At 55.3% G+C, this 23,040-nt stretch carries 19 protein-coding genes; 7 read left to right on the forward strand and 12 right to left on the reverse strand.

Translation table 11 applies throughout. The features are described 5' to 3' along the window. Nucleotides 1–5: 5 nt before the first annotated feature. Both WCS52_15230 and WCS52_15235 read right to left on the reverse strand, forming a co-directional pair. Nucleotides 6–1,214, reverse strand: coding sequence for an outer membrane beta-barrel protein (locus WCS52_15230; GenBank protein MEI6168534.1), 1,209 nt, complete (start codon nucleotides 1,212–1,214; stop codon nucleotides 6–8). After that, nucleotides 1,211–1,582 (reverse strand): hypothetical protein, encoded by a 372-nt coding sequence (locus WCS52_15235; protein MEI6168535.1) that lies wholly within the window; start codon nucleotides 1,580–1,582, stop codon nucleotides 1,211–1,213. The genes WCS52_15230 and WCS52_15235 overlap by 4 nt, the downstream gene beginning before the upstream one ends. Between WCS52_15235 and rpoD the strand changes: the two genes are divergently transcribed. Then, a complete protein-coding gene (rpoD, locus tag WCS52_15240) occupies nucleotides 1,575–3,413 on the forward strand; it encodes an RNA polymerase sigma factor RpoD (protein MEI6168536.1) in 1,839 nt (612 codons plus the stop codon). The two genes, WCS52_15235 and rpoD, sit on opposite strands and share 8 nt — an antisense overlap. A 66-nt stretch (nucleotides 3,414–3,479) precedes the next feature. Beyond that, complete coding sequence (locus WCS52_15245; GenBank protein MEI6168537.1) at nucleotides 3,480–3,905, forward strand: RNA-binding protein; 426 nt, start codon at nucleotides 3,480–3,482, stop codon at nucleotides 3,903–3,905. A gap of 61 nt (nucleotides 3,906–3,966) precedes the next feature. On the opposite strand, the gene WCS52_15250 is transcribed toward WCS52_15245, so the two are convergent. Beyond that, a complete protein-coding gene (locus tag WCS52_15250; protein ID MEI6168538.1) occupies nucleotides 3,967–6,174 on the reverse strand; it encodes an ATP-dependent RecD-like DNA helicase in 2,208 nt (735 codons plus the stop codon). 123 nt (nucleotides 6,175–6,297) lie between these two features. Here WCS52_15250 and WCS52_15255 point away from each other — a divergent pair, with 123 nt between their 5' ends. After that, a complete protein-coding gene (locus WCS52_15255) occupies nucleotides 6,298–7,269 on the forward strand; it encodes a CsgG/HfaB family protein (protein ID MEI6168539.1) in 972 nt (323 codons plus the stop codon). A gap of 61 nt (nucleotides 7,270–7,330) precedes the next feature. After that, nucleotides 7,331–8,947, forward strand: coding sequence for a protein kinase (locus WCS52_15260; GenBank protein MEI6168540.1), 1,617 nt, complete (start codon nucleotides 7,331–7,333; stop codon nucleotides 8,945–8,947). 21 nt (nucleotides 8,948–8,968) lie between these two features. Here the strand turns inward: WCS52_15260 and WCS52_15265 are convergent, their stop codons facing one another. After that, complete coding sequence (locus tag WCS52_15265; GenBank protein ID MEI6168541.1) at nucleotides 8,969–10,504, reverse strand: hypothetical protein; 1,536 nt, start codon at nucleotides 10,502–10,504, stop codon at nucleotides 8,969–8,971. A 370-nt stretch (nucleotides 10,505–10,874) separates the two neighbouring features. Between WCS52_15265 and WCS52_15270 the strand changes: the two genes are divergently transcribed. Together WCS52_15270 and aroE are read left to right on the forward strand one after the other, a co-directional pair. Beyond that, complete coding sequence (locus WCS52_15270; GenBank protein MEI6168542.1) at nucleotides 10,875–12,434, forward strand: 2-isopropylmalate synthase; 1,560 nt, start codon at nucleotides 10,875–10,877, stop codon at nucleotides 12,432–12,434. Continuing rightward, a complete protein-coding gene (aroE, locus tag WCS52_15275; protein ID MEI6168543.1) occupies nucleotides 12,431–13,294 on the forward strand; it encodes a shikimate dehydrogenase in 864 nt (287 codons plus the stop codon). The genes WCS52_15270 and aroE overlap by 4 nt, the downstream gene beginning before the upstream one ends. Here aroE and WCS52_15280 read toward each other — a convergent pair. Genes WCS52_15280 through aroA form a run of 4 tightly spaced genes read right to left on the reverse strand, consistent with a single transcriptional unit; the run spans nucleotide 13,291 to nucleotide 17,422 of the window. Beyond that, nucleotides 13,291–13,980 (reverse strand): class I SAM-dependent methyltransferase, encoded by a 690-nt coding sequence (locus WCS52_15280; protein ID MEI6168544.1) that lies wholly within the window; start codon nucleotides 13,978–13,980, stop codon nucleotides 13,291–13,293. The two genes, aroE and WCS52_15280, sit on opposite strands and share 4 nt — an antisense overlap. Nucleotides 13,981–13,982: 2 nt before the next feature. After that, the gene (pcnB, locus tag WCS52_15285) at nucleotides 13,983–15,401 is read right to left on the reverse strand and encodes a polynucleotide adenylyltransferase PcnB (protein ID MEI6168545.1); all 1,419 of its coding nucleotides are present in this window, start codon (nucleotides 15,399–15,401) and stop codon (nucleotides 13,983–13,985) included. A gap of 31 nt (nucleotides 15,402–15,432) precedes the next feature. Then, nucleotides 15,433–16,107: a (d)CMP kinase gene (cmk, locus tag WCS52_15290; GenBank protein ID MEI6168546.1), complete on the reverse strand. Its 675-nt coding sequence runs from the start codon at nucleotides 16,105–16,107 to the stop codon at nucleotides 15,433–15,435. Further along, on the reverse strand, nucleotides 16,097–17,422 hold the full coding sequence (gene aroA / locus WCS52_15295) for a 3-phosphoshikimate 1-carboxyvinyltransferase (GenBank protein MEI6168547.1): 1,326 nt from the start codon (nucleotides 17,420–17,422) through the stop codon (nucleotides 16,097–16,099). The genes cmk and aroA overlap by 11 nt, the downstream gene beginning before the upstream one ends. 134 nt (nucleotides 17,423–17,556) lie before the next feature. Here aroA and WCS52_15300 point away from each other — a divergent pair, with 134 nt between their 5' ends. Further along, a complete protein-coding gene (locus tag WCS52_15300; GenBank protein MEI6168548.1) occupies nucleotides 17,557–18,714 on the forward strand; it encodes a PAS domain-containing protein in 1,158 nt (385 codons plus the stop codon). A 66-nt stretch (nucleotides 18,715–18,780) separates the two neighbouring features. Here WCS52_15300 and WCS52_15305 read toward each other — a convergent pair whose 3' ends face one another. The 4 genes from WCS52_15305 to WCS52_15320 all read right to left on the reverse strand — a co-directional run bounded on the left by WCS52_15305 (nucleotide 18,781) and on the right by WCS52_15320 (nucleotide 22,987). Beyond that, nucleotides 18,781–19,161, reverse strand: a complete 381-nt coding sequence (locus WCS52_15305) for a prepilin-type N-terminal cleavage/methylation domain-containing protein (GenBank protein ID MEI6168549.1) — start codon at nucleotides 19,159–19,161, stop codon at nucleotides 18,781–18,783. Between the two features lie 226 nt (nucleotides 19,162–19,387). Beyond that, complete coding sequence (locus tag WCS52_15310; protein ID MEI6168550.1) at nucleotides 19,388–20,770, reverse strand: sigma-54 dependent transcriptional regulator; 1,383 nt, start codon at nucleotides 20,768–20,770, stop codon at nucleotides 19,388–19,390. Nucleotides 20,771–20,876: 106 nt separating this feature from the next. Further along, nucleotides 20,877–21,194 (reverse strand): HPr family phosphocarrier protein, encoded by a 318-nt coding sequence (locus WCS52_15315; GenBank protein ID MEI6168551.1) that lies wholly within the window; start codon nucleotides 21,192–21,194, stop codon nucleotides 20,877–20,879. After that, nucleotides 21,191–22,987, reverse strand: coding sequence for an ATP-binding protein (locus tag WCS52_15320; GenBank protein ID MEI6168552.1), 1,797 nt, complete (start codon nucleotides 22,985–22,987; stop codon nucleotides 21,191–21,193). Before WCS52_15320 ends, WCS52_15315 begins: the two co-directional genes overlap by 4 nt. Nucleotides 22,988–23,040: the final 53 nt, after the last annotated feature.

Genomic DNA, 23,040 nt, shown 5'->3' on the forward strand with positions numbered 1-23,040 from the left:
CAGTCTTACAACTGGGCCTTAACGCCGCAATCAACCAGGTTACGGGTGAACGATTCACGAACATCCGAGTCCCAGTTCTCGAGACTGTAACCGGCATTCACGCTCCAGTTGCGATTCAAGCGGTAGTCTGCACGCACTCCGACCATGACCATGGCATCGTTCCCGCTGGGAAGATCGCCCTCTTTATCATAATGGCCATTACCATACTGACCGTTCAGGCTGACCGTCAAACGATTGCTGAGCACGTCATGATCTACTCCGACATTGACGGCGGTCAACTTCTGAATGGAGTAGGGCCGCACATAAGGCGCATACAGGCCGTAGCTGCCACCCACACGGAAACGGGTCTCGGACGCCGCCCGCATGGTCAACTCCGCAGAACCGTTCGGGGTGTCAATCGAATCCATGGCCGAGTCCTCATACTCGCCATGCTGATAACCGGCCATCACTTTGCCGATCAGATCAGGGGTAAAGGTTTTCTCAACTCCGCCGCCCACGGACAGCACGGTTGAACCCCGCGTCCGGTCAATCGCCTTATTCTTGAACTGAGAACCGCCCACGGTACCGATCAGTTTGTAGCCGGACCCCATCGCATACTTCGCATTCACATTAGCCGTGACAATATCCTCATCCTCATTATCCGCCACTACCGAATCCGAATACCGCTTGAGCTCGTACGTCCCGCCCACACCAGCACTCAACTGCTCGGTCACCGCATAGCCGAGATCGGCATGGGCATTATTCCAGATGTGGTTATTGCTGTAACGGACGTTCGCGCCGCCATTACTGACCTGCGGATCATCATTATAGGTAATGGCATCACCAATGCTAAGCGACAAACGGGGCGTCAACTGATGGGCCAACTCGGCGATGGCGGTCCCGAAAAGCTCGGAATCATTCTGTCCGGAACCCAGTGACGCATCACGGGGGTTGCTATGCCACTTCACCATCGGCAATGCCGCCAGATCCAGGACCGTGCGATCTCCATCACGGAACCGGTAGTCAACACGCGGCTCGATAAAGAGATCCACATTGGATTCCTTATTGTCTTTCGTGCCATCACGATTATCAGAAAATTCAGCGCCAGCCCGGGTGGAAAACAGCCAGGGGCCATCTGTGGGGGATCCAAGATCCTGTTCCTGCGCAACGCCTTTTGTCCCAGCCATCAACGACACCAGCATCATGGCCAAAAACACTTTATTGATATACTTCATAAGAATTTGTCTCCCTCAACGTGGTAAAAACTATTCCTAACACAACTCTTGTAATTTTTGCCGACAAGTTCATGAAAAGTCAAATCAAAACAATTAAAACACACCTTCGCCGTTTTGTTATTGCCAGCGCCCCCTGCTTCTGACATATTTGACCAGTCGACGTTGTATTCTGCCTTTTTATGGGCATTTGAAGTCTGATTGTTATCGAGGAACACTATGGCGAAGAGTAAAGTCACCGCATCAAAACAGGCGGCTAAGGTTGTCAACAAGGCAAACAAGCAGCAGAAGAAAGCTTCCGTCCCCGCAGCGAAAGCCCCTGAAAAAACAAAAGCGTCCTCCCCATCGAAAAAGAAACCAGACGTGGTCAAGCCCGTTGCGGCTCCTGTTTTGAAAGAAGTAAAGCTCCCTCCGGCCCCCCTGCCGGTCAAAAAGGGGAAGCTTAAAGCCATCTCCATCCCGAAAATCACCGAAGGCTCGCCCAGCGGGGCGTTGCTTGAAGATTCCCCTGAGAACGAGCCCAAAACGGAGTCCGATGGCGGCGGGGACGAAGGGGGCGCAACTGCAGCCGGAAGCCTGAGCTGGGAAGAGCGCAGCCAACGGATCAAGGATCTGGTCAAACTCGCCGAAGAACAGGGGTATCTGACCTTTGACGACGTCAATGAGATGATTCCCAACTCCGTGATCAATCCGGAGGAACTTGAGGGATATCTCGAACTCCTGCGCAGCATGGATATCGAGATCATCGAGGCTTCCGACGCCGAGAAATTCCGCAAGGAGCCGGCCAAGCAGACCACCTCCGTGGCCCGTGCCGAGCGGTTGGATATTTTCGATGACCCCATCCGCATGTATCTGCACCAAATGGGTCAGGTTCCCCTGCTCACCCGCGAACAGGAAGTTGAAATCTGCAAACGCATTGAGAGCGCCGAAGTTTCGGTTCGATTGCTTTTTGACGAATTGGGCGTGGCGGCGGACATGTATCTGGCGACCGCCGAACGGCTGGAAACCGGCCGGGACCGTTTTGATCGCGTCATTGAGGACAAATTCGTAGACAGCCGCGACACCTATCTCAAGGCCCTGCCCCGCCTGAAGCGGGAAATCCTCAAGAACCGCGACAAACTCCTGGAAGCGTCGGCCGTCTTCCGCAAAAGCAAGTCCACCGTAGCGCAGAAAGCCGACGCCAAGAAGGAATTGGAGAAAATCCGCAAGCGCCTCTCCGAGCTCTTTGAAAACCTTTACTTCAAGCAGAAGATTATCGAGACGCTGGCGGCCAAGGCCGAGGATGAATACAAGGAAGTCCTGGCCTGCCTGTCTCAGATCGACCTTCATACCAAAGCGCGGAAGTCGCCCAAGCAGGCCGAGGCCCTGGCGGCCGAACAGCGCAAACTTCGCAAGCTTGAAGATGTCATCGGTCTGGATGCCACCGAATTTGTGGCCAAATACAAGCAGCTTAAAGACGCCATGCGCAAGGGCATGATCGCCCGCACCGAAATGGTGGAAGCCAACCTGCGACTGGTCATCAGCATTGTAAAAAAATACATGAACCGCGGACTCTCTTTCCTGGATCTGATCCAGGAGGGCAATACCGGCCTGATGAAGGCCGTCGAGAAGTTCGAGTATCGCCGTGGTTATAAATTCAGCACCTATGCCACCTGGTGGATTCGTCAGGCTGCCACCCGCGCCATCGCGGACCAGGCCCGGACCATCCGCATTCCGGTGCACATGATTGAGACCATCAATAAATTGATGCGCGTCCAGAAAAAGCTGGTCCAGGAGCTGGGTCGTGAGCCAACCCCCGAGGAAGTGGCTGAAGACATGAGCCTCCCTGTGGACCGGGTGCGCGCCGTCTACAAGATGGCCCAGCAACCGATTTCACTCCAGAGCCCGGTGGGCGATGGGGATGACGCGCATTTTGGTGATTTTATCGAGGACAAGGGCGCTGAAAATCCGTCCGAAATGACCGCTTACAGCTTGCTCAAGGATCGTCTGAAAGACGTCCTCGGCACGCTGACTGAGCGTGAACAGCAGGTTCTTAACCTGCGATTCGGCCTGGCGGATGGATATTCGCGCACCCTCGAAGAGGTAGGAAAGCAGTTCAACGTCACTCGTGAACGGATCCGCCAGATTGAAGCAAAGGCTCTCCGGAAATTGCGCCATCCAACGCGCATCCGGAAGCTGGAAGGATTCATCGAGATGAAGTGACCGGGCCAGGACGTCGCACCTCTCGACGTTACCCCCCGGACCCCCAGAAGGAACAGGAAAAGAAGAATGAATGGAGTATGCACAGTGAGTATGTGGTCGTGGATCAGCGCATCAGCGATCGGATTAGCCATCTTTTTGGCCGGTGTTCTTGCCGGAATGAAATTTGGCGGACGGCGTAGCAGTGGATCCCATGGTGGCGGCAGTAATCGCCCGGTCCGCTCCCCCGATCTGTATATCGGAAACCTGACGGAGGATATCTCCGGCGAAGAACTGCAGAAACAGTTCAGCAAATACGGCGATGTCCGCGAAGTTCGCATGGTGCCGCCCCGTAATGGCGAAACCAAGACCTTCGCCTTTATCACCATGAGCAGTGTGGAAGCGGCTCAATCCGCCATGAACGGAATGAACGGCAAGGATGTTGACGGACGTAAAATCGTCGTCAGCGAAGCCCGCTCACGCGGGAGCAGTGGCCGTCGCGGTCCGCGCCGGTAATATCGCAACCAAAAAAAGAGGGCAGGCAGGTTCAGTGAATCTGGCCTGCCTTTTTTTGGATCTACAGCCGGCCTTTGAGCCGGTCCTTCAGCGCGGTTCGCCGGAATGAGACGTGGTTGTTCCGGATCGCCATGCTTACCGCTTTTTTGGAGCCAATCAGGCAGACCAGCTTGCGCCCACGGGTCATGGCCGTGTAGAGCAGGTTCCGTTGCAGCAGCTTGAAGTGATGCGTCGTCATCAGCAAGACCACGGCCGGATATTCGCTTCCCTGCGATTTATGCACCGAGCAGGCGTAGGCGAGGTCCAATTCATCCAGCTCCTCAACCGAATACACCACCCGTCTTCCATCGTAATTCACGATCACTTCCTGTATGTCCGGATCCACCGCGGCGACCTGTCCGATATCGCCATTAAACACATCTTTATCGTAGTTATTGCGGATCTGCAGGACGCGGTCGCCCTCCCGGTACTCTCGTCCAAAACGCCGGATGGCCACCCCCCCGGGATTAAGCGCCTGCTGCAGGATCGGATTGAGATTTTCGCTACCCAGTTGGTTTCGCCGCATAGGCGTCAGAACCTGAATCTCTGTCATGGGGTCAAAATGGAATTTCCGGGGAATGCGGGAGGAAACCAGTTCCAGCATTTTGGCAATCACATCCTCAGGCGTGTCGGATTCGATAAAGAAAAAATCGGAAGGGGCTGCGTTTTCCGGGAATTCAAAAGGTAGACCGCTATTCACCCGATGGGCGTTGCGAACAATCCAGCTTTGGGCCTCTTGCCTGAAAATGGTTTCCAGGATGGTCAGGGGAATCACTCCGGAATCAATCATATCCCGCAGCACGTTGCCGGCGCCCACACTTGGCAATTGATCCGCATCCCCCACAAACACCAGGGTCGCCGTGGGCGGCAGCGCCCCCAGAAAGGCATTCATCAACTGGATATCAATCATCGAGACTTCGTCCAGAATGAACACCTCCCCCTTCAGGGGATTGCCAGGGCCATGTTCAAAACGATTGGTTCCGGGAATGTATTTCAAAAGCCGATGGAGCGTTTTGGCCGGGATCCCGGTCGATTCCTCCATCCGTTTGGCGGCACGCCCGGTGGGTGCGGCCAGGCAGATTTCGAACTTACGGGTGTTGTAAATATCGACCAGCGCACGCACAATGGTTGTTTTCCCGACACCCGGTCCACCGGTAATGATCGAGACTTTCCGGGACAAGGCCATTTCCAGTGCGCTCCGCTGGGCGGCCGCAAATCCAATTCCCATCTGCTCCTCCGCCCAGGACAGGGCTTTGTCAAACTGGATGGGGGGATGGGACACATGGGTGTCCAGCAACCGCTCCAAAGACTCGGCCACTCCGGTTTCCGCCTGATATAACGGCATCAAATAGACCGTACCGCGCTCATCCACCAGAGTGCCATCCCCCACTCCTTGCGCAATGGCCTCCTTCAGGATATCACCGGGAATCTCCAACATCTGTTCCGCTGCGGGAATGAGATCTTCGCGCGGGCAAAAACAATGTCCCTCCTCCGACATGGTCTGCAAAATGTACAGAATGCCCGCCCGGGCCCGGTTCAGGGAATGCGGAGGCACCCCCAGACTCAGGGCGACCCGGTCGGCCGTTTTAAATCCGATGCCCCAGACATCGTAGCAAAGCCGGTAGGGATTTTCACGCACGACGCTGATAGCCTGCTCGCCATATTGCTTGTAAATCCGCATGGCGCAGGCGGTACCCACCTCATGGGACTGGAGAAACACCATGATATCCCGGATTGCCTTCTGCTCCCGCCAGGATTCCTTGATCATCTCACGCCGGTTGGCCCCGATGCCAGCCACCTCCTGTAGCCGAAAGGGTTCTTTATCAATAATCTCAAGGGTCCGCTTCCCGAAGGCCTCCACCAGACGATCGGCCAGTCCTGCCCGGATTCCCTTGATCATCCCGCTCGACAGGTACCGTTTAATACCTGCGATGGTGACGGGAGCATGACATTCGATGCGGGTCGCCTGAAACTGCCGGCCATGCTTCGAATGATGGGTCCAACGGCCCTCGGCTTCAATCGTTTCTCCCTCAACCGCGGTGGGCGCATTCCCGACCACCATCACCTCGTCCTTGACATCTTTATCCCGGGGAATGACCCCACATACGCAATATCCGGTATCCGTAGAGCAATACAGGACCCGGTTAACGGTCCCCTTCAGGATTTCAAGAACGCCGCCATCGGGAGGAGGGGTCGGGCGCTTCTCATGAAAATCAATTTCGTCTTGCACAATGGCCGGGAATGCTACCGTCTCAATTGAGGTCCGTCAAACGGTGTCTGCCCGGACAGTCCAAGGCAAAACAGAAGACAGCATTGATTTATACGGTCCGGATGGTTATAGATACCCGTATCTATGAAAGCTTCTCGTTGTCGCGTTAATTTGATTTCCGCCAGTCTGGCAGGACTGGTCACCCTGCTGGGCCTCACAAGCTGCAACTCGACACACGTCCGGTCCACTCCGTCCCTGCCGGAGGAGTTACATGCCCCCGTCGTAGCGGTCACCTCGTTTGAAAACCGTGCCGGGTTTGAGGGACAATGGAGACTGGGCGACGGCATGGCGGATCTCCTGGTATCCGAACTGGTATTGTCGCGCAACTTTGTCGTCGTCGAGCGCCAGCATTTCGAAAATATCACCAGTGAACTCCAGCGCCAGCAAAGTGCTCTTTTCCGCTTTGAGGGAAAAACCCCTACCGGCCGGATGAAAAATGCCCAATACCTGATCCGGGGGGTCATCACGGATTTTTCCCAGACCGGCGGGAGCGGGCTGACCTTCTATATCCGCAGTTTCTTTCTGCTGGGGCGAAGCCAGACGGCCCGCGTTTCGCTCACACTCACCCTCATCGATGTTGAGAGCGGACAGATCCTGAGTTCAGTCCAAAGCACGGGGCTGGTCCGGACGCATGAAGCCTTCGCCAAAGCCACCTATGAGGGGGTCTCCTTCGGCGGAGAAGTTTTTTTCGCCACGCCCCTCGGCCAAGCCACCGCACGTGCCATTGAAGGCGGCGTAGCCCAGATTATCAAGGATATGCCGCCGAATCCCTGGCGCCCAATGATCAGTTGCGTCCAGAACGGCGCCATTCTGTTGAACGGGGGGAAAGACCGGGGCTTCAGGGAAGGCACGGACTATATTGCCCGCGGCCCTGCGGAACCGGTAACGGATCCCGCCACCGGTGACGTTCTCACCTTAATGCCCGGACACCGGATCGGATTGCTCCGCATTGTGCAGGTGGACGAAAAAGTTTCTTTCGCCAAGGCCATCCAGGGGCAGGGATTCAGCCGTGGACAATGGTTAGGGAAAGCAGTTCCAGCCGACCGGGGGCCCTGAGGGCCTATCCCCTTTTAAAGGAACGAGCATGCATTTGTTTTTTATATGCAATCACTGCGGAATGGACATTAAACGGTCTACCCCCCAACCCGCCCCGCTATTGTTCTGCCCCCGATGCGGCTCCATCAACCGGCTGTGCCCCCAACATCTTAAAACCGGCACCGTACTGGCCGGCTACCGGCTCCTTCAGCGGATTGAAGCCAGCGGGAATGCGGAGACCTACCTTGCAGAACTCCCTCAGGACCATTCATCAATCAAACTCCAGACCTTTTCCGCCACCACCTTTTCACGCGGACCGGCCGCTGATTATTACCTGGCCGGCTTGAAACAATGGATGCAGGTGCGTCAACCCAATGTGATCAAAGTGCTTGAGGCTGGCCGCAGCAGCAACGGGACTTTTTTTGCCGCCAGCGCCCCACCCGTCGGCATCACCCTTGAGGAGCGCATCTGGACAGACGGCGCAATCGACCTGAAGGCGGCCATTAATCTGGCCATTTCGATCAGCCGAATTCTGGAATGGCTTTGGAAAGAGCATGGCCTGATTTACGGCCAGATCACCCCGCGGAACATTATTCTGACGCCAGACCGAAATATCCATCTCGCCCATATGGCACTCTCGCCCCTCTGCAAGGTGCGTCCGCCCGGTCTTTCGCTGAAGGAGTTTGTTGCCAGCACCCCCGGGTTTACCAGTCCGGAACAATTATCCACTTCTGACACCATGGACCACCGGGCGGACATGTATGCGCTGGGCGCCACGCTGTACCATATGCTGACCGGCTCCCCGCCCTTTGCCTGTTTGAACGCCGGGGAAGTGGCCGCCCGCCACCAAAGTCCCTCCCTGGCCGATCCCCGTCTACTCCGACCTGATCTACCTGATGAGTTTGTCTGGCTCCTTGAAATTCTGATGGCGCATGATCCGCAAGAGCGTTTTGATGATTGGGACTACCTGATTAAAATCCTGGAATCCCTGAATTTCCAAAAAACATTGGCTCAACAAAAACCAATGAAAAGCCATTCGGTCTTGATCCGGCTTCCGCCCTCCGATATTACCAAACTGACCGTTCACACAAAACCCAAGCCGGTCAAATCGCTCTATCCCAGTCGACTGCCCCCGCGGAAGAAAGACTATTTCGGCATTATGTTAAGCATCACCCTCTTGCTGGGCGCAGCGCTGATCATCCTCGTTGCCCTCTTGGCCCGGGAAAACACTTCAGCCCCACCCCCCCGGCTCGCCCCCTTTCAGCCCCCCCTCCGGCCCGCTCCTGCAAGCAGCAGCCCAAGGGACGTGGCATCGCCTACCCCGGCCTCCACTCCACCGGTTACCGCCTCCAACCCGTTCATGACACTACTGGTGGAGACGAGGAAGTTTGCCCGGCTCTATCCCGATAAACATGAAGAAATCTATGACCGCTATTTAAGATTGCTCGCCTTAGCTGAAACCCAGGCACCACGCTGGGTTCCTGACCTGCAACGGCAGGTTCGCGCCATGGATCTGGCGATGGCGGCACCACTGGATGATGCAGAACAGGCCATCCGGCTGCGCGTCAGCCAATTTGAAGACCAGCGGCAATATCAGGAGGGAATGAATTGGCTCGAGCAGTACTCCGGCCCTTTTATCCAGAAGACTAAACCCCTTCGCCAATCCCTGATTAACATGCTGAAGACGCTTACGAAATAACCATAGGGGGGGCCCCGCGACTCACCCCTGCGGGATCTCATTGAGTTCCCGTATGATCTTCTTGTTTTCACCGGTAGAGGAATCAGGAAATTTCTTCAAGGCATTCGCATAATGCTGCCGAGCCTCCGCATAGGCTTTGGCCGCTTCGCCACTGTTTCCTGCTTTTCCCCAGAGGTCACCAATACGACGGGCATTCAATCCAAGAATCATGTCAGGGGTAACGCGGATCTGCTCAATCGGATCAATGGTTTCGGCATTCTCTTTCGCAATAATTTCCATGAATTTACGGAAATGGGCAATCGCACCCGGGTAGTCGCCTTTCTTGAGGGCAATGTGGGCATTGACCTTGGTGATCATCAATGCCTTTTTATCCGGATCTTCCAGGATCAGCCCGCGTTCAATAATTTTGAGGGAGCCCTCGTAATCCTCCCGGAAATAACTGATGTCCAATAGAATCCCATCCAACTGGCGCAAGTAGACTTCCGCCTGTGTACTCCCCCGTAGCGAGTTACATAACTGATTCAAGGCATCGAAAGTAGCCGGAGTCCCTCCCGGGATCAGGCCCGCATAATTCATCGAAATCAGGTTCACGATCAGATCCACGGGCATGTGCTTCGCTTGCAGCACCGTCAACCGACGGATCAATTCAACCGGACTCCTGCGCTTTCCCTGAATATTTACCCACCCGACCGCGGAGGCCTCCCTCAACAGAGGCCTCGCCGGGTCATCCACCAGACACGCCTCATAGAGGGCATCGGCAGCACCGGACGCATTGGCCGTGACCTCGGCCTCCCCCACCACACGCAGGTTACGGGCGGCCTCGCTGTCCGGCAATGTCGCGACCACCCCGCGGAAATAATCATCCGCCGCCTTCCAGCCATCCCTGGCCAAAACCAACCTTAACGTGAAACTGATGCCAGCGATACGTTTTCCGGGCGAGTCCTTCAGCGTCGTCTCCAGCACGTTCAACAAACTGACCGCACGTTCCCACTGCTGATTCTTTAATGCGGCAAAGAAATAGCCATTCACTAACCCAAGTGCCGCAGACTCTGACAACCGGGGCATATAACTGGCGATCACCCGGTCCAATTCCCCGGTCCGCCCCAGGGCGGAAAGCGCCATCACGTGATGGTTCGCAGTATCCGTTAACGCCGCATCCCCTAATGGATAGGCTCCCAGACTGACACACCAGGCCATCAACCCCTGAAATTCTTTTTTATCAATCAACGCACTCTCAATCAAGCCGGAGGCGGGCGCGGCCACAGCCGGGGATTTCGAGGCCACGGTCATAAAACGCTTCTGAGCGGACTCCATGCGATCGGCCATCAGTTCAATTTGAATCAGGCCCCTCAGGAACTCCGATTGTGCCTCTCTGTAGTACCGGCTATTATAAAATGATTCCAGTTTGGCTAAGGCCTGATCCACTTGCCCTTCCGCCGCCAACTGTCTGGCCTCCGACACAATCTGACTGATATCCAGGCCGGCTTTAGGCCCACACGACGAGACGGCCACAGCAACCAAGATCAGCCCTATTCCGTTAAGCAGACGTTTGTTCATTTTACCGCTCCTTTTTCGTGGACGCACTCATACAGTAGATCGAGGGTTACGATAATAGCCTAATCGTCAAACCAGTCAAGCGACCCTAGCACCAAAAACACCATTGACGGCAGCCCTCTTTTTCTGACAGATTTATGGCTAGATGAATGACAGGACCTCCATCGCCTCAGTTCCGGCCCTTCACAGCACTCTGCTGCGACTCGACGGGGTCTGCCTGCTTGTACTGGCACGCGGCACGCGGTGGAACGGGCGCATCTAACTGGAATCATTCAGAGTTGAAAGCAACCCACCGCGAAAAAAGCGGTGGGTTTTTTTGTCGGGTTAACTATAATGCAAAGGCTGTAAACAGGTGGAGACAACGATGAGCACAATGACTAATGAAAATCGGATTATAATTTTTGACACAACCCTCCGGGACGGTGAGCAGGCACCGGGGTGCAGCCTCAACCAACGCGAAAAACTGGAGATTGCCCGCGCCCTTGCGGCGCTGAATGTAGACGTGATTGAGGCGGGCTTCCCGATCGCCTCCCCGGACGATTTTGATGCCGTCCACCAGATCGCGGAGACCATCAAGGGCCCTACGATTGCAGCCCTTGCCCGGATCAAGGAAAAAGATATTGAGCGAGCCGGCCTGGCCATTGCCCCGGCTGCCAAACGACGGATCCATACTTTCAGCTCCGGCAGTGATATCCATCTTGAAAATATCATGAAGATGACACGGGCCCAGAATATTGAACGGTCCGTCGCAGCGGTGAAATTTGCGCGATCTTTCACCGATGATGTGGAATATTCCGCCCAGGACACCACCCGCTCCGACCGGGAGTATCTTGTGGATCTCTATACCGCCGTGGCCGAAGCCGGTGCCACTACCCTGAACATCCCGGACACCGTCGGGTATGCCATCCCGGAGGAGTACGGCAACATGATCGGATATGTATCCGGACGTGTGAAAATGCAGGTTCCCGGGGTCATCATTTCGGTCCACTGCCACAACGATCTCGGAATGGCGGTGGCCAATTCGCTGTCCGCCGTCCGAGCCGGGGCCCGCCAGATAGAGTGCACGATCAACGGACTCGGGGAACGGGCGGGAAACACCTCGCTGGAAGAGATCGTCATGGCTATCCGTACACGCCAGGACTACTTCAATTTCCACACCGCCATCGAAACCCGGGAAATTTTCCGCGTCAGCCGGATGGTCAGCCGGATGACCGGCATGACCGTGCAACGTAATAAAGCCATTGTGGGGGCCAACGCCTTCGCCCATGAGTCGGGCGTCCACCAGGACGGAGTCCTCAAGGAGCGCACGACCTACGAAATCATGCGCCCCGAGGATATCGGCATCGAGGGATCCGACCTCGTCCTCGGCAAACATTCCGGGCGACACGCTTTTCGCGACAAGCTCTCCAAAATGGGTATCAAACTAACTGATCCCGAAATTGAAAACGCCTATCATCGTTTCATTGAACTCGCGGATAAAAAGAAGAACATTTACGACGACGACCTCCTGGCCATCGCCCGGGACCAGATGGACGTGATCGAAAACGCCTATGTCCTGGATTACCTGCATGTCTCGGCCGGGACCGTCACCGTACCCACCGCCACCGTCCGCCTAAAACGCGGCAAGGAGATTGCTCAGGATGCGGGATGCGGGGACGGACCGGTGGATGCCGCGCTCAAAACCATTGACCGCATTACCAAAGTCAAGGGACAGCTGCTCGATTTCTCGTTGCAGGCCATCTCGGTTGGTAAGGATGCCATGGGTGAGGTCACCCTGCGCGTGGCCTTTGGTGACGACATCATCAGCGCCAAAGCGGCCAGCACGGATATTGTTGAGGCCGGCACCAAAGCCTATCTTTCCTGCGTAAACCGGATATTATTCAACCGGGCCACCCACGCCACCATTAAACACGTCGCAGGGACGTCCCTATGAAAGCCCTGAGCGGACACACCCAACCCTTCGCCGTGCTGGGCCATCCCATTGGCCACACGTTGTCGCCCGTGATGCATAATGCCGCCTTCGAAGCGCTCGGGCTGGATGCCATTTATCTGGCATTCGATGTGGCCCCCGCCGCCCTGCTGACGGTCCTGCCCGCCATGAAAGCCATGGGGTTCGGCGGGGTCAACCTCACCGTGCCCCTTAAAGAAGTCGCGTTCAAAGGACTGGCCGACCTGGATGACTCGGCGCGTCGCCTCGGGGCCGTCAATACGGTTGAATTTACGCCCCAGGGCTTACGGGGCCACAATACCGATGGTAAAGGGTTTCTCATGGCCATCCGGGAAGCCTTCTCCTATCCGGTCAAGGGACAAACCCTTTTTGTGATGGGCTGTGGCGGAGCAGGACGCGCCGTGGCGATTACGGCGGCCAGTGAAGGAGCCGGGCGCCTGATCCTGGCTGACATTGATGAAAGCCGCTGCCAGAACCTGGCCCGTGATATCAACACCTTGGCCCCCACCACTCACATTGAAATGGCGGGGACGACGCCGGAAGAATGGATGCAAAAAACGCACCAGGCTGACTTGATTATCCAGGCCTCCCCCGTAGGAATGAAAGCGGAAGATGTCTGTCCCCTGCTCCCCTCCTCTTTCAGGGCGGGACAACTGGCGTTTGACCTCGTCTATAACCGGCCGGAGACCTGCTTCACCCGGGCGGCCACCGCAGGCGGGGCCAAGGCGGTCAACGGATTAGGAATGCTCCTCCATCAGGGGGCCGAAGCCTTCACTATCTGGACCCATACCCCGGCGGCGGTGGAGGTCATGAGAAAAGCCCTGGAAAAGTCCTTGTACGGTTAAGCCTGAACGGGGGTGCGCAGAACCACTGCATTGCGACCATTGGAGGCGATCAGGGCAAGCCCCCATCGCTCGCTGATATAGCGAATGGTGGATTCGGAATAGAACACCACATGCGTGGGATCCGTGGCATAATGCCAGGAAGACACGTCGCGCCCCGGCTGCACCAGGCTTGTCACCACCACCAAAAGGCCACCCGGGCGGATTAACGAAACCATTTGGCCCCATTCCGTCCCGGGACTTCTGAAGTGTTCAACCGCTTCCGTGCATACCACGGCATCAAAAGGGCCCAGCCCGCTCACCGAAGCGGTCACCCCCACGCCCGGAGTGACCCGGTCTCCAAAAAAGGGATCATAGCCCGTGGCGGAAAATCCCGCCCGGTTGAGCAGTTGAACCAGTACGGGTTCCGGGCCGGAACCGTAATCGAGAATCGTCGGTGAAACCGCCCCCCCGTTGCCAAGATGGGTTTTAAGGTATTCCACCGCCACGCTCAGGAAGGTGACATAGCCAGTATCTGACAAACTGTTTTGGTGGAGCAGATAGCGTTGATATTCGGCTCCTGGAGAAAGGTGAAATCCGGGCGGGATAAATCGCAAGTCACATTTGGGACAGGCACAATGCTGACGGTGGAGCGCCCTCCCGACCGGGTCAGCCAACGTGCCACACAGAGGACAGACAGAGGGCTCCACGGTTACGTACCCGTGGGGCTGCCGCCCGTCACTTCCCCCGCCCCATCGGAGTCGCCCCGGCGCTCCCGGAAACTCTTCGCACGCCGGCCGCGCCGACGCGGCCGGGCATCCCCCCCAGCGGAGGAACACTCAGGCTCATCCCGTTGCTGACGCGGTTGCCAGGGGAGCGACAAGGCTCGCTCCAAAGCCTTATGATTGTCCCCGGTCAGGCGGACCATGAACTCAAGATAAGCTACCGATTCGGGGAAAAAAGCGCGGGTCGCCAGGGGGGCTGCACGCCGCCCGTTATCTGCCGTCAACCGCGGCTGGGAGGCCAGGATTTCAGCCGTCCGGTACCGGACGGCTTTGGGAACCTGTACGCGTTCGGTCAGTCCACCAAAATGCTCCATGGTCACTGAATGTAACGCCAGTCCGGGGTGATGCCCCTGACGGGCCATTTCACCGGCACGCGATTCATGCATCCCTCCGAACATCAACGCAAAAAGCAGGGCGGGCGACACCTCCCGGCCGGCGAGTCTCCAGTCGTCCACTTGTTTGAGGGCCTCGCTGATCCGCTGACACTGAGGGGTCCCCTTATCGGGCCCCAGCCAGGAACCAAGATCGGGGAAAAGAATTTCATAAAGCCCGAATTGACGCAACAGTTCATAGGCCCGTTGCGCGGCTTTGCAAAAGAAGAGCTTCTGAACTTCCTCATAGAGGCGTGACCGATTGGCCGTCGCCAGAGTGGCCGCGTGTGCCTGAATCGCCTGCGCGGTATCCGGCGCAATGGCGAAATCAAGCATGGCGGCAAAGCGCACGGCACGGACCATTCGCACGGGATCCTCCACACAACGTACCCCGGGCTCACCAATAAACCGAATCACCCGGCCGTTGAGGTCTTCCAGTCCACCGACAAAATCAATGAGTGAATAATCCCGGATATCATAGAACAAGGCATTGACGGTGAAATCCCGCCGCAACGCATCCTCTTCCGGCGAGCCGAACAGATTATCCCGGACAATCAGGCCGTCGTCCCTGCGAATATGGTGCTGACTTGACAGAGGCGGAAGAGGGTCACGGCTATTGTATGAATCAGGCACCTCGACCGGATCAACCAAATCTGAAGGGTCGGGAGGCTGATTGGCCCTGAAGGTGGCCACCTCAATGATTTTATCGCGTCCGAAAAAGACATGCGCCAACCTGAAGCGACGCCCGATCAGCCGGCTGTTCCGGAATACTTTCCTAACCTCGTTGGGAGTGGCATCAGTGACGACGTCAAAATCCTTTGGCTCGCGCCCCAACAGGAGATCACGGACACCTCCGCCGGCAATAAAGGCGATATAACCGGCGTCCTTAAGACCATAAAGCACTTTCAGAGCTTCAGGGCTGATGTTCTGGCGGCTTAAGGTATGATCTGAACGTTTAACAATAACGGGGTCCACACTGGTTCCTTATAAGACAAGTCCTAGTGTCTCACTCTCGTGGCAGAGTTGTCAATCTTCGAACAATCTCATCCACCACCTGATCAATATTCAGCCCGGTAGTATCCACCACCTGGGCGTCTTCGGCCAATTTCAAGGGGGCCGTTTTGCGGCCCGAATCACGTTTATCCCGATTGGTCAGCGAGACCATCACCCGCCCGACATCCGGGGGAGCGTTTTCGGATTTGAGTTCGGCGTGGCGGCGGCGGGCCCGTTCTTCAGGACTGGCATCCAGGTAAAATTTAGCCGCCGCCCCCGGGAACACCACCGTCCCGATATCACGCCCCTCCATCACAAGATTTCCATATGAGATCATCGCCTGCAACCACTGCGTCACCTGCGCCCGGACCTCCGGGATCGCCGCCACAAAACTGACGGACTCATTGACCTTCTCCATCCGGATCTCCTCACGGGGCTCAACCCCATTCATCCGGTAGCGAATGGCTTCACTCTCAACAATGAACTCAACCTTAATCCGTTGCATGGCCGCAATCACAGCCGCCGGATCGGACGGATCGAGTCCTAATTCGACCACCTTCCAGGCGAGGCCGCGATAGAGCGCCCCTGAATCCACATACTTATATCCCAGCCGGGCGGCCACTTTCCGGGCCACCGTGGATTTCCCTGATGCCGATGGGCCATCGATTGCAATTACTTTATTCGGCATGGCCACCCACTTTCCTCAAGTCATCCCAGAAACCGGGGTAAGATTTATTCACACAGGCAATATCCATCATCCGTACGGGAGCGTCAGCATAAAGCGCCAGCACGGACATCGCCATGGGAAGCCGGTGATCGCCATAGCTATCCACCGTTACCCCCCCCTTCAAGCGGGCGGGCCCCTCGATAATCATCCCATCAGGGGTTTCCTCAACCTGAACGCCCATCCGGGTGAGGTTATCCACCACACTGCGGATCCGGTCCGACTCTTTGACCCTCAACTCAGCCGCATCACGTATGATCGTGCGCCCCTGCGCCAACGCGCCCGCCACGGCCACCAGTGGTAGTTCGTCGATCAAATCGGGAATTTCACTTCCCCCGACTTCGGTTCCCCGCAACGTACGGCCTTCCACGCGGATCACCCCCAGACACTCACAGGCGGAGGCATCCGGTGTTTCAGTGAACGTAATGGCCGCCCCCATGCGTTGCAGGACGCTGATCAAAGCATTGCGGCGCGGGTTCCAGCCGACATCCGGTAATTCAAGCGCATGGCCTTCGCCACAGGCCGCGGCCGTTATCCAAAAGGCGGCAGACGAAATATCCCCGGGCACATTCCAGGAACGCGCCTCCAACCCCGGCCCCGCCGCGCCATAGCCCCGCAAAGACACCTGACGCCCATCGACGGCCACAGGGATTCCCATGGCATTCAGCAACCGCTCGGTATGGTCTCGGGTCGGACTGACCTCTGTAACGGTCGTCTGCCCCTCGGCAAATAAGGCGGCCAGCAACACACACGATTTCACCTGCGCGGAAGCGACCGGCGGTACGTAGTCAATGCCGACCAATTTACCCCCGGTGATACGGACCGGCGCACAGCCTTTGTCGCCCAGTAAATCAACATGGGCTCCCATCCGGATCAGCGGTTCAGAAATGCGCCGCATCGGCCTTGACCTTAACGAGGCATCACCCGTCATCTCGGACGTAAACGCCTGTCCGGCCAATAGCCCCGCCAACAGACGCATGCCAGTTCCCGAATTCCCCATATCAAGGACTTCAGCCGGACACGTGAAGACGCCCCCCACCCCGGTCACCCTGAGTACATCATCCCGAAACTCATACCGGGCACCCAGTTGAGTCATGGCCTTAAGAATGGTGAGACAATCCTCACTCCGGAGAAATCCACGTACCGTGGTTGTCCCCTTGGCATACGACGCCAGCATGGCAATCCGGTGTGAAATACTTTTATCGCCCGGCACCTTCAAGGTCCCGCTGATTCGCCGGCAAGGTGAAACGGTAATAGACTGGTTTATGATTGTATTCATAAAGGGGGCCTAGTCTAACCGCCCTTCAGGGGTAAGATCAAGCCGAACGCGATTTTTTTATACGGGTGGCTTGACACCCCTTTGTTTTGGCGTAAGGTAATGATTTTGATAGAATTACGAAAATGGGGGCGGTGATGAATAAAGCATCTCAAACCATGCGGATTGATATTCCGCCGGATATTAAATCCGCACAACATCAACCCAACACCAAGCATCGGCTCATGCCGCAGCCTGAGACCCCTCCTCAACTCCTCTCCCAGCGAAAAGCGTATTCCTCCCTCGGAGATCCGGATTTCCAGGAGCTTTTTCAGAGTGTGTATGACGGCGCCATTATTTTGACTATGACTGGAAAGGTGGTGGATGCCAACGTCCGGGCAACCATCTTCCTCCAATATTCCCGCGAGGAGTTACTTGCCCTGGATCTGGGGGATTTCGTGTCAGGCGCGAACCACGCCACCCTGACCACCATTCAGGTAGCCATTAAGAAGGATCGGTTCCTCCTGATCCAGGCCTACTGCGCCCGGAAAGATCAGGCCCTTTTCCCTGTTGAAATCGCCGTGAACCCCCTGAAAGTGGGGGGAATTGATTATTTCTGCTGTTTTATCCGTGATATCACCTGGCGGCGACAGGCCGAAGATATTTTGAAAACCATTCATACGGCCATTCAAAACGCAGCCACAGGAATTGTGATTGCCGACCTGGCTGGCCTGATTGATTATGCCAATCAAGCGGCGGGACAACTCTGCGGTGAACATGAAGCCCTTGCCGGGCGCCATGTTCAAGACCTGCTACAAGACGATCTGGTGTTTGCCGCACTGCTGACATCCATTCAGGCGGGAACAACGTGGTCCGGGGAAGTGATGCTGAAGCGGCTTCATGGTGCTCCGATCCACATTCAAATCGCGGCAGCCCCCAACCGGGATGCAGAGGACGCCTTAACTGGCATGATTCTCTCGCTTCTGGATATCAGTGACCGGATCCGGGCACAGGAGGCCGAGAAGCACTCGGAACGACAGAATGTCATGATCGAAAGTCTTGGAGCTGCCTGCCATCATCTGGGACAGCCGGCCACCGTCCTACTGGCCAGTCTTGAGCTCATGGTGCGGGTCAAGGATAACGACAAGGCCTTGGGAGAGGAACTCCTCGCCTCCAGTATCGATGCGGCCGAGTCCCTCCGGAAGATGCTGCACAACCTGAACGATATCACCGAGTACAAGACGGTTCCCTACATCGAGGGGCAAGACCCCATCACAGGCAACCAGTCCCGCATTCTGGATGTGCTCACGAAATAACGGCACAAAAAAACACAGCCCCAGTTAAGGGGCTGTGGGATCACACTCGCTCGCTTGAGCGGGTTGTTATTCGGCCAACTCGTGATTTCCAGCGGTACCCCGGGCAACCGTCGGGAAACCCTTTGAACAACTGGCGTTTGTGCCGATCGCATTGAAGCTAATCACACCGCCACCAGGGCAATTGGTTGCCGCCGACGGGTTTTTGACATATGCCAAAATAAGCGGTTCATCAGTAGCCGTGACAACATAACCCGAATCCTTCTTCGACGCCAACGCCCACTGTTCCTTACCAGCCTCGATCATGCGCAAGTTATTGATACAGGCGTTCATCTGAGACTGCGTTCTGGCCTTCATGAATGAAGGAATTGCAATCGCCGCTAACAACCCGATAATCGCGACCACAATCATAATCTCCACCAGCGTAAACCCTTGCTTCATCGTCTTCATTTTACTATCTCCTTCTTTGTTGGTTGTAAAACTTGTTTCTTACTGCCTTGATAATAAGCAGTCGCCATGCCAACTCTAAAAAAAGAATGAATATCGGTGATTGTCGCTAATTTTTGATTCTTTTTCCATTGATTAGGGGATTGGCAACCCACAACCTTCTCGTAATTGAAAAAAAGCCTTATTTCATCAGAAAAGAGGCCCCATTATTTCTCAATATCAAGAAAAATCATGAAGCAGGCTGATCTTCAGGTAGTTTTCTATAGAGGGTTGCCAGACTTATCTTCAGGGATTTAGCTGCTTTTTCCTTATCCCCCTTTGATGCCGCCAGTACCTGTTCGAGATATTCCTTTTCCCGTTCACGCAGGAAGGATTTAAGTGATTTATTTTTAAAAGAATCAGCCGCGATATCGGGCATTCCTGCGCCCCGCTCAACCGGTTTGACTTGATTCAAGATCCGGGGTGGCAGCACTTCCATTGTGATTTTATTATCCTGGGAAAAGGTGATGGCATGCTTCATCGCATTTTCGAGTTCCCTCACATTTCCAGGCCAGGCATATCGCTCCAAGGCGTCGCGTACTTCGGGCATCAATTTAGGAAGCTCACGCCCCTCCCCGGTTTCATGACGCAATACATGATATACCAGGGGCAGGATATCTTCCTGACGCTCCCGTAAAGGCTTGATATCGATGGGAATCACGCTCAAGCGATAATAGAGGTCCTCACGGAACGTTCCCAGTTTGATCATGGCTTCCAAGCTGGTATTCGTGGCGGCAATCACGCGGACATCTACCGGAATATTGTCATTTCCACCCACTCGTCTGATCTCTTTTTCCTGAAGCACCCGCAACAGTTTGCCCTGAATACTGATCGGCATAGACGGGATCTCGTCCAGAAAGAGAGTACCCCCATTAGCGGTTTCAAAAAGCCCGTCCTTATTGGCTGAAGCTCCTGTGAAGGCCCCCTTCATATGCCCGAACATTTCGGATTCGAGCAGGGCTTCCGGGAGCGCCGCGCAATTCACGGCCACAAAACGCTTGTCTTTCCTGCGGCTATTAAGGTGTATCGCCTTGGCTACCAGCTCTTTACCAGTACCGCTCTCGCCGGTGATCAACACGGTTGTATCCGCGGGAGCCACGCGTTTGATCATCTCACACACATTCCGCATGGCCGCACTTTCCGCCACAATATTTTCAAACTTGTAGCGCCCGACCAATTCTTCCTTGAGCTCAATGTTCTCTGAAAGAGCCCGACTATACTCCAAAGCCCTCTGAATGGTGATCAGGAGTTCATCCATCTTGAATGGTTTGGTCACATAATCGAAGGTGCCTAATTTCATGGCTTCGATCGCGGTTTCCACCGACCCATAGGCAGTAAGGATAATAACGGGCATGGCGGGCCGGACTTGCCGCGCTATTTTGAGAAGTTCAAGCCCGTCAATCGGAGTCATACGGATATCCGTAATCATCAAATCGAAGGTTTCCGTATTTAATATCTCAGGAACCTTACTGCTGTCCTGAACAGGAGTGAGCGTATACCCCTCCCCTTTGAGAATAGTATTCAACAGACTCAACATTCTCGGTTCGTCATCAATCAGCAGAATACGCGGCATGAGTATTGCCCTCTCGCTAAATAGTCTTATTGACTACATGGGGCTGATTGTAGACTCATTAAATACTATATACAATATGTTTTCTCATTTTTAAGACTAGCTGAGATTAGTCGCCGCTCAAGGTATTCATAATCATCGTCCGGCCATCCGTGGATAGGGGTGGAAAATCAAATTGCGTCTCAAATAACTCCACAATGCGATCGCAAACGGCCGATTCATCCCCACCTGTAACCTGAATCCGGACCTTGGTCCCTTCCTGTAGGCCTAGTGACACCAACGAGAGTAATGAACGGAGGTCCGCCTCACCCGCTTCAGCCACGACACGTATCTGCGAGGGATGGTGGCTGGCCTCCGTGACAATTTTAGCGGAAGGCCGGCAATGAATTCCCTGCCCATTACGGATGGTAGCGGAGCGTTCAATCATACTCGGTTAATGGTCCTTTCCGCCCCCAGCAATTCGCGGACCTTCCCGGCCAGGTCTTCCTGCTTATAAGGCTTCACAAGCATATGATCAAAAACCGGATCGACGCCATATTTGATGGCGGATTCCCGATCAAACCCTGTCACATAAAGGGCTTTGATATCCGGTTTAAATCCAAGAATCTTCTTCATCAGTACCGCCCCGCTCATTCCTGGCAGCACCACGTCGGATACAATCAGATGAATCTCACGGGAGACATCGCAACAGAGCTTCAAGGCATCTGCAGGGCTCGCCACTGCTAGAACCTGATAGCCCAATTGAGCCAGAGTCCGTTGCGTGAAAAAACGAACGGAAGGATCATCTTCGACCACCAGAATCGTCTCATGTCCGGATTTCACAGATTCCTGGCTCACCGAATCCACCAAGGCGATCTGGTCTGCGGTCCGCAAATAAATCCTAAATTCCGTACCAACCCCGACCTGGCTTTCCACCTCGATATATCCATGGCATTGCCGCACAATCCCATAAACCATGGAAAGGCCGAGCCCCGTGCCTCTGCCCCTTTCCTTCGTGGTGAAAAAAGGCTCAAAAATATGGTCCTGAACCGATGGCTCCATGCCACATCCCCCGTCTTTAATCTTCAGCATACCGTAACGTCCCGGTTCAACCGACACATGGGCCCGGCAATAGGCTTCGTCCAGGGTCACCCCAGAGGTTTGGATCTGCAAGCTCCCGCCCTTCGGCATGGCATCACGGGCATTTACCGCCAGATTAAGAATCACCTGCTCAATGCCCCCGAAATCCGCGCTGACAAATTCAGGCTCAGGGCTCATCTGAATATCAAGATGGATATCCTCCCCCAGCGTACGTTTGAGTAACAGAACCATCCCCTCCACCGTCTCATTTAAATTGATGCGCTGGATTTGTAGACTTTGCCGCCGACCGATCGCCAGAAGCTGGGCGGTCAACTTCGCCGCCCGTTCGGCACTATTCATCGCCTCCAGAACGTCCGCTCTCGCGGGATGGCCTTCCGGCAAGGCCTCGACTGCCAAGGCGCCAAACCCGAGAATGGAGGTCAGCAGATTGTTAAAATCATGGGCCACCCCGCCGGCCAACAGCCCTAAGGCTTCCATTTTCTGAGACTGACGAAGCTGCATTTCCCGCTCCAGCAGTAATTCCTCCGCATTTTTGCGCTCAGTAATATCCCTTAACAACAGGACGCTGCCCCCATGCCGGTTCAATACCCCTGAAATGATTTCCAGCGGAAAGGTCCGTCCGTCTTTCCGCTTGCCTGATGCCCACCCGACATGGAAACCCTCCCGCTCCAGGGCATCATAAATCTCGTGCTTGTTGCCAGCGGACTGACGCCGGTCGCCATATATCAGATCCGTCTTGCGCCCCACCACTTCATCGGGATGGTACCCGAACATCCGCAATACGGACGCACTCGTCGTCAAAATATTCCGGGCGGGATCCACCACCAGCAGGACATCGGGACTGATAGACTCAATAATATCTTCCAATTCCTCGTTTTTCATGGCCGTCTTGCGCCACCGGATATACGAATACACCAGCAGCACAATCATCCATAACACCAGGAAGTTGATCACAAACTGGACCAACCCCGATTTTGCATGCGGCTGGAAGAATTGGGCTATTTTCTCATTGAAATTGATGAAAACCCCGACCAGGGACACCGCAAAAGCCATAATCAGGGATAGGGTCAGTGCAAACCATTCCTGTATTTCGAGGTTCAACACCCAGAATTTTTTATTTTTGCGTTTTTGTATGATCATAAGTTCAATACATCCAAATCCATTGATCATAATTATATAGGTTCAGTAGCGAA

This window comes from bacterium, assembly GCA_037128595.1.
Taxonomy (GTDB): Bacteria; Verrucomicrobiota; Kiritimatiellia; order CAIKKV01; family CAITUY01; genus JAABPW01.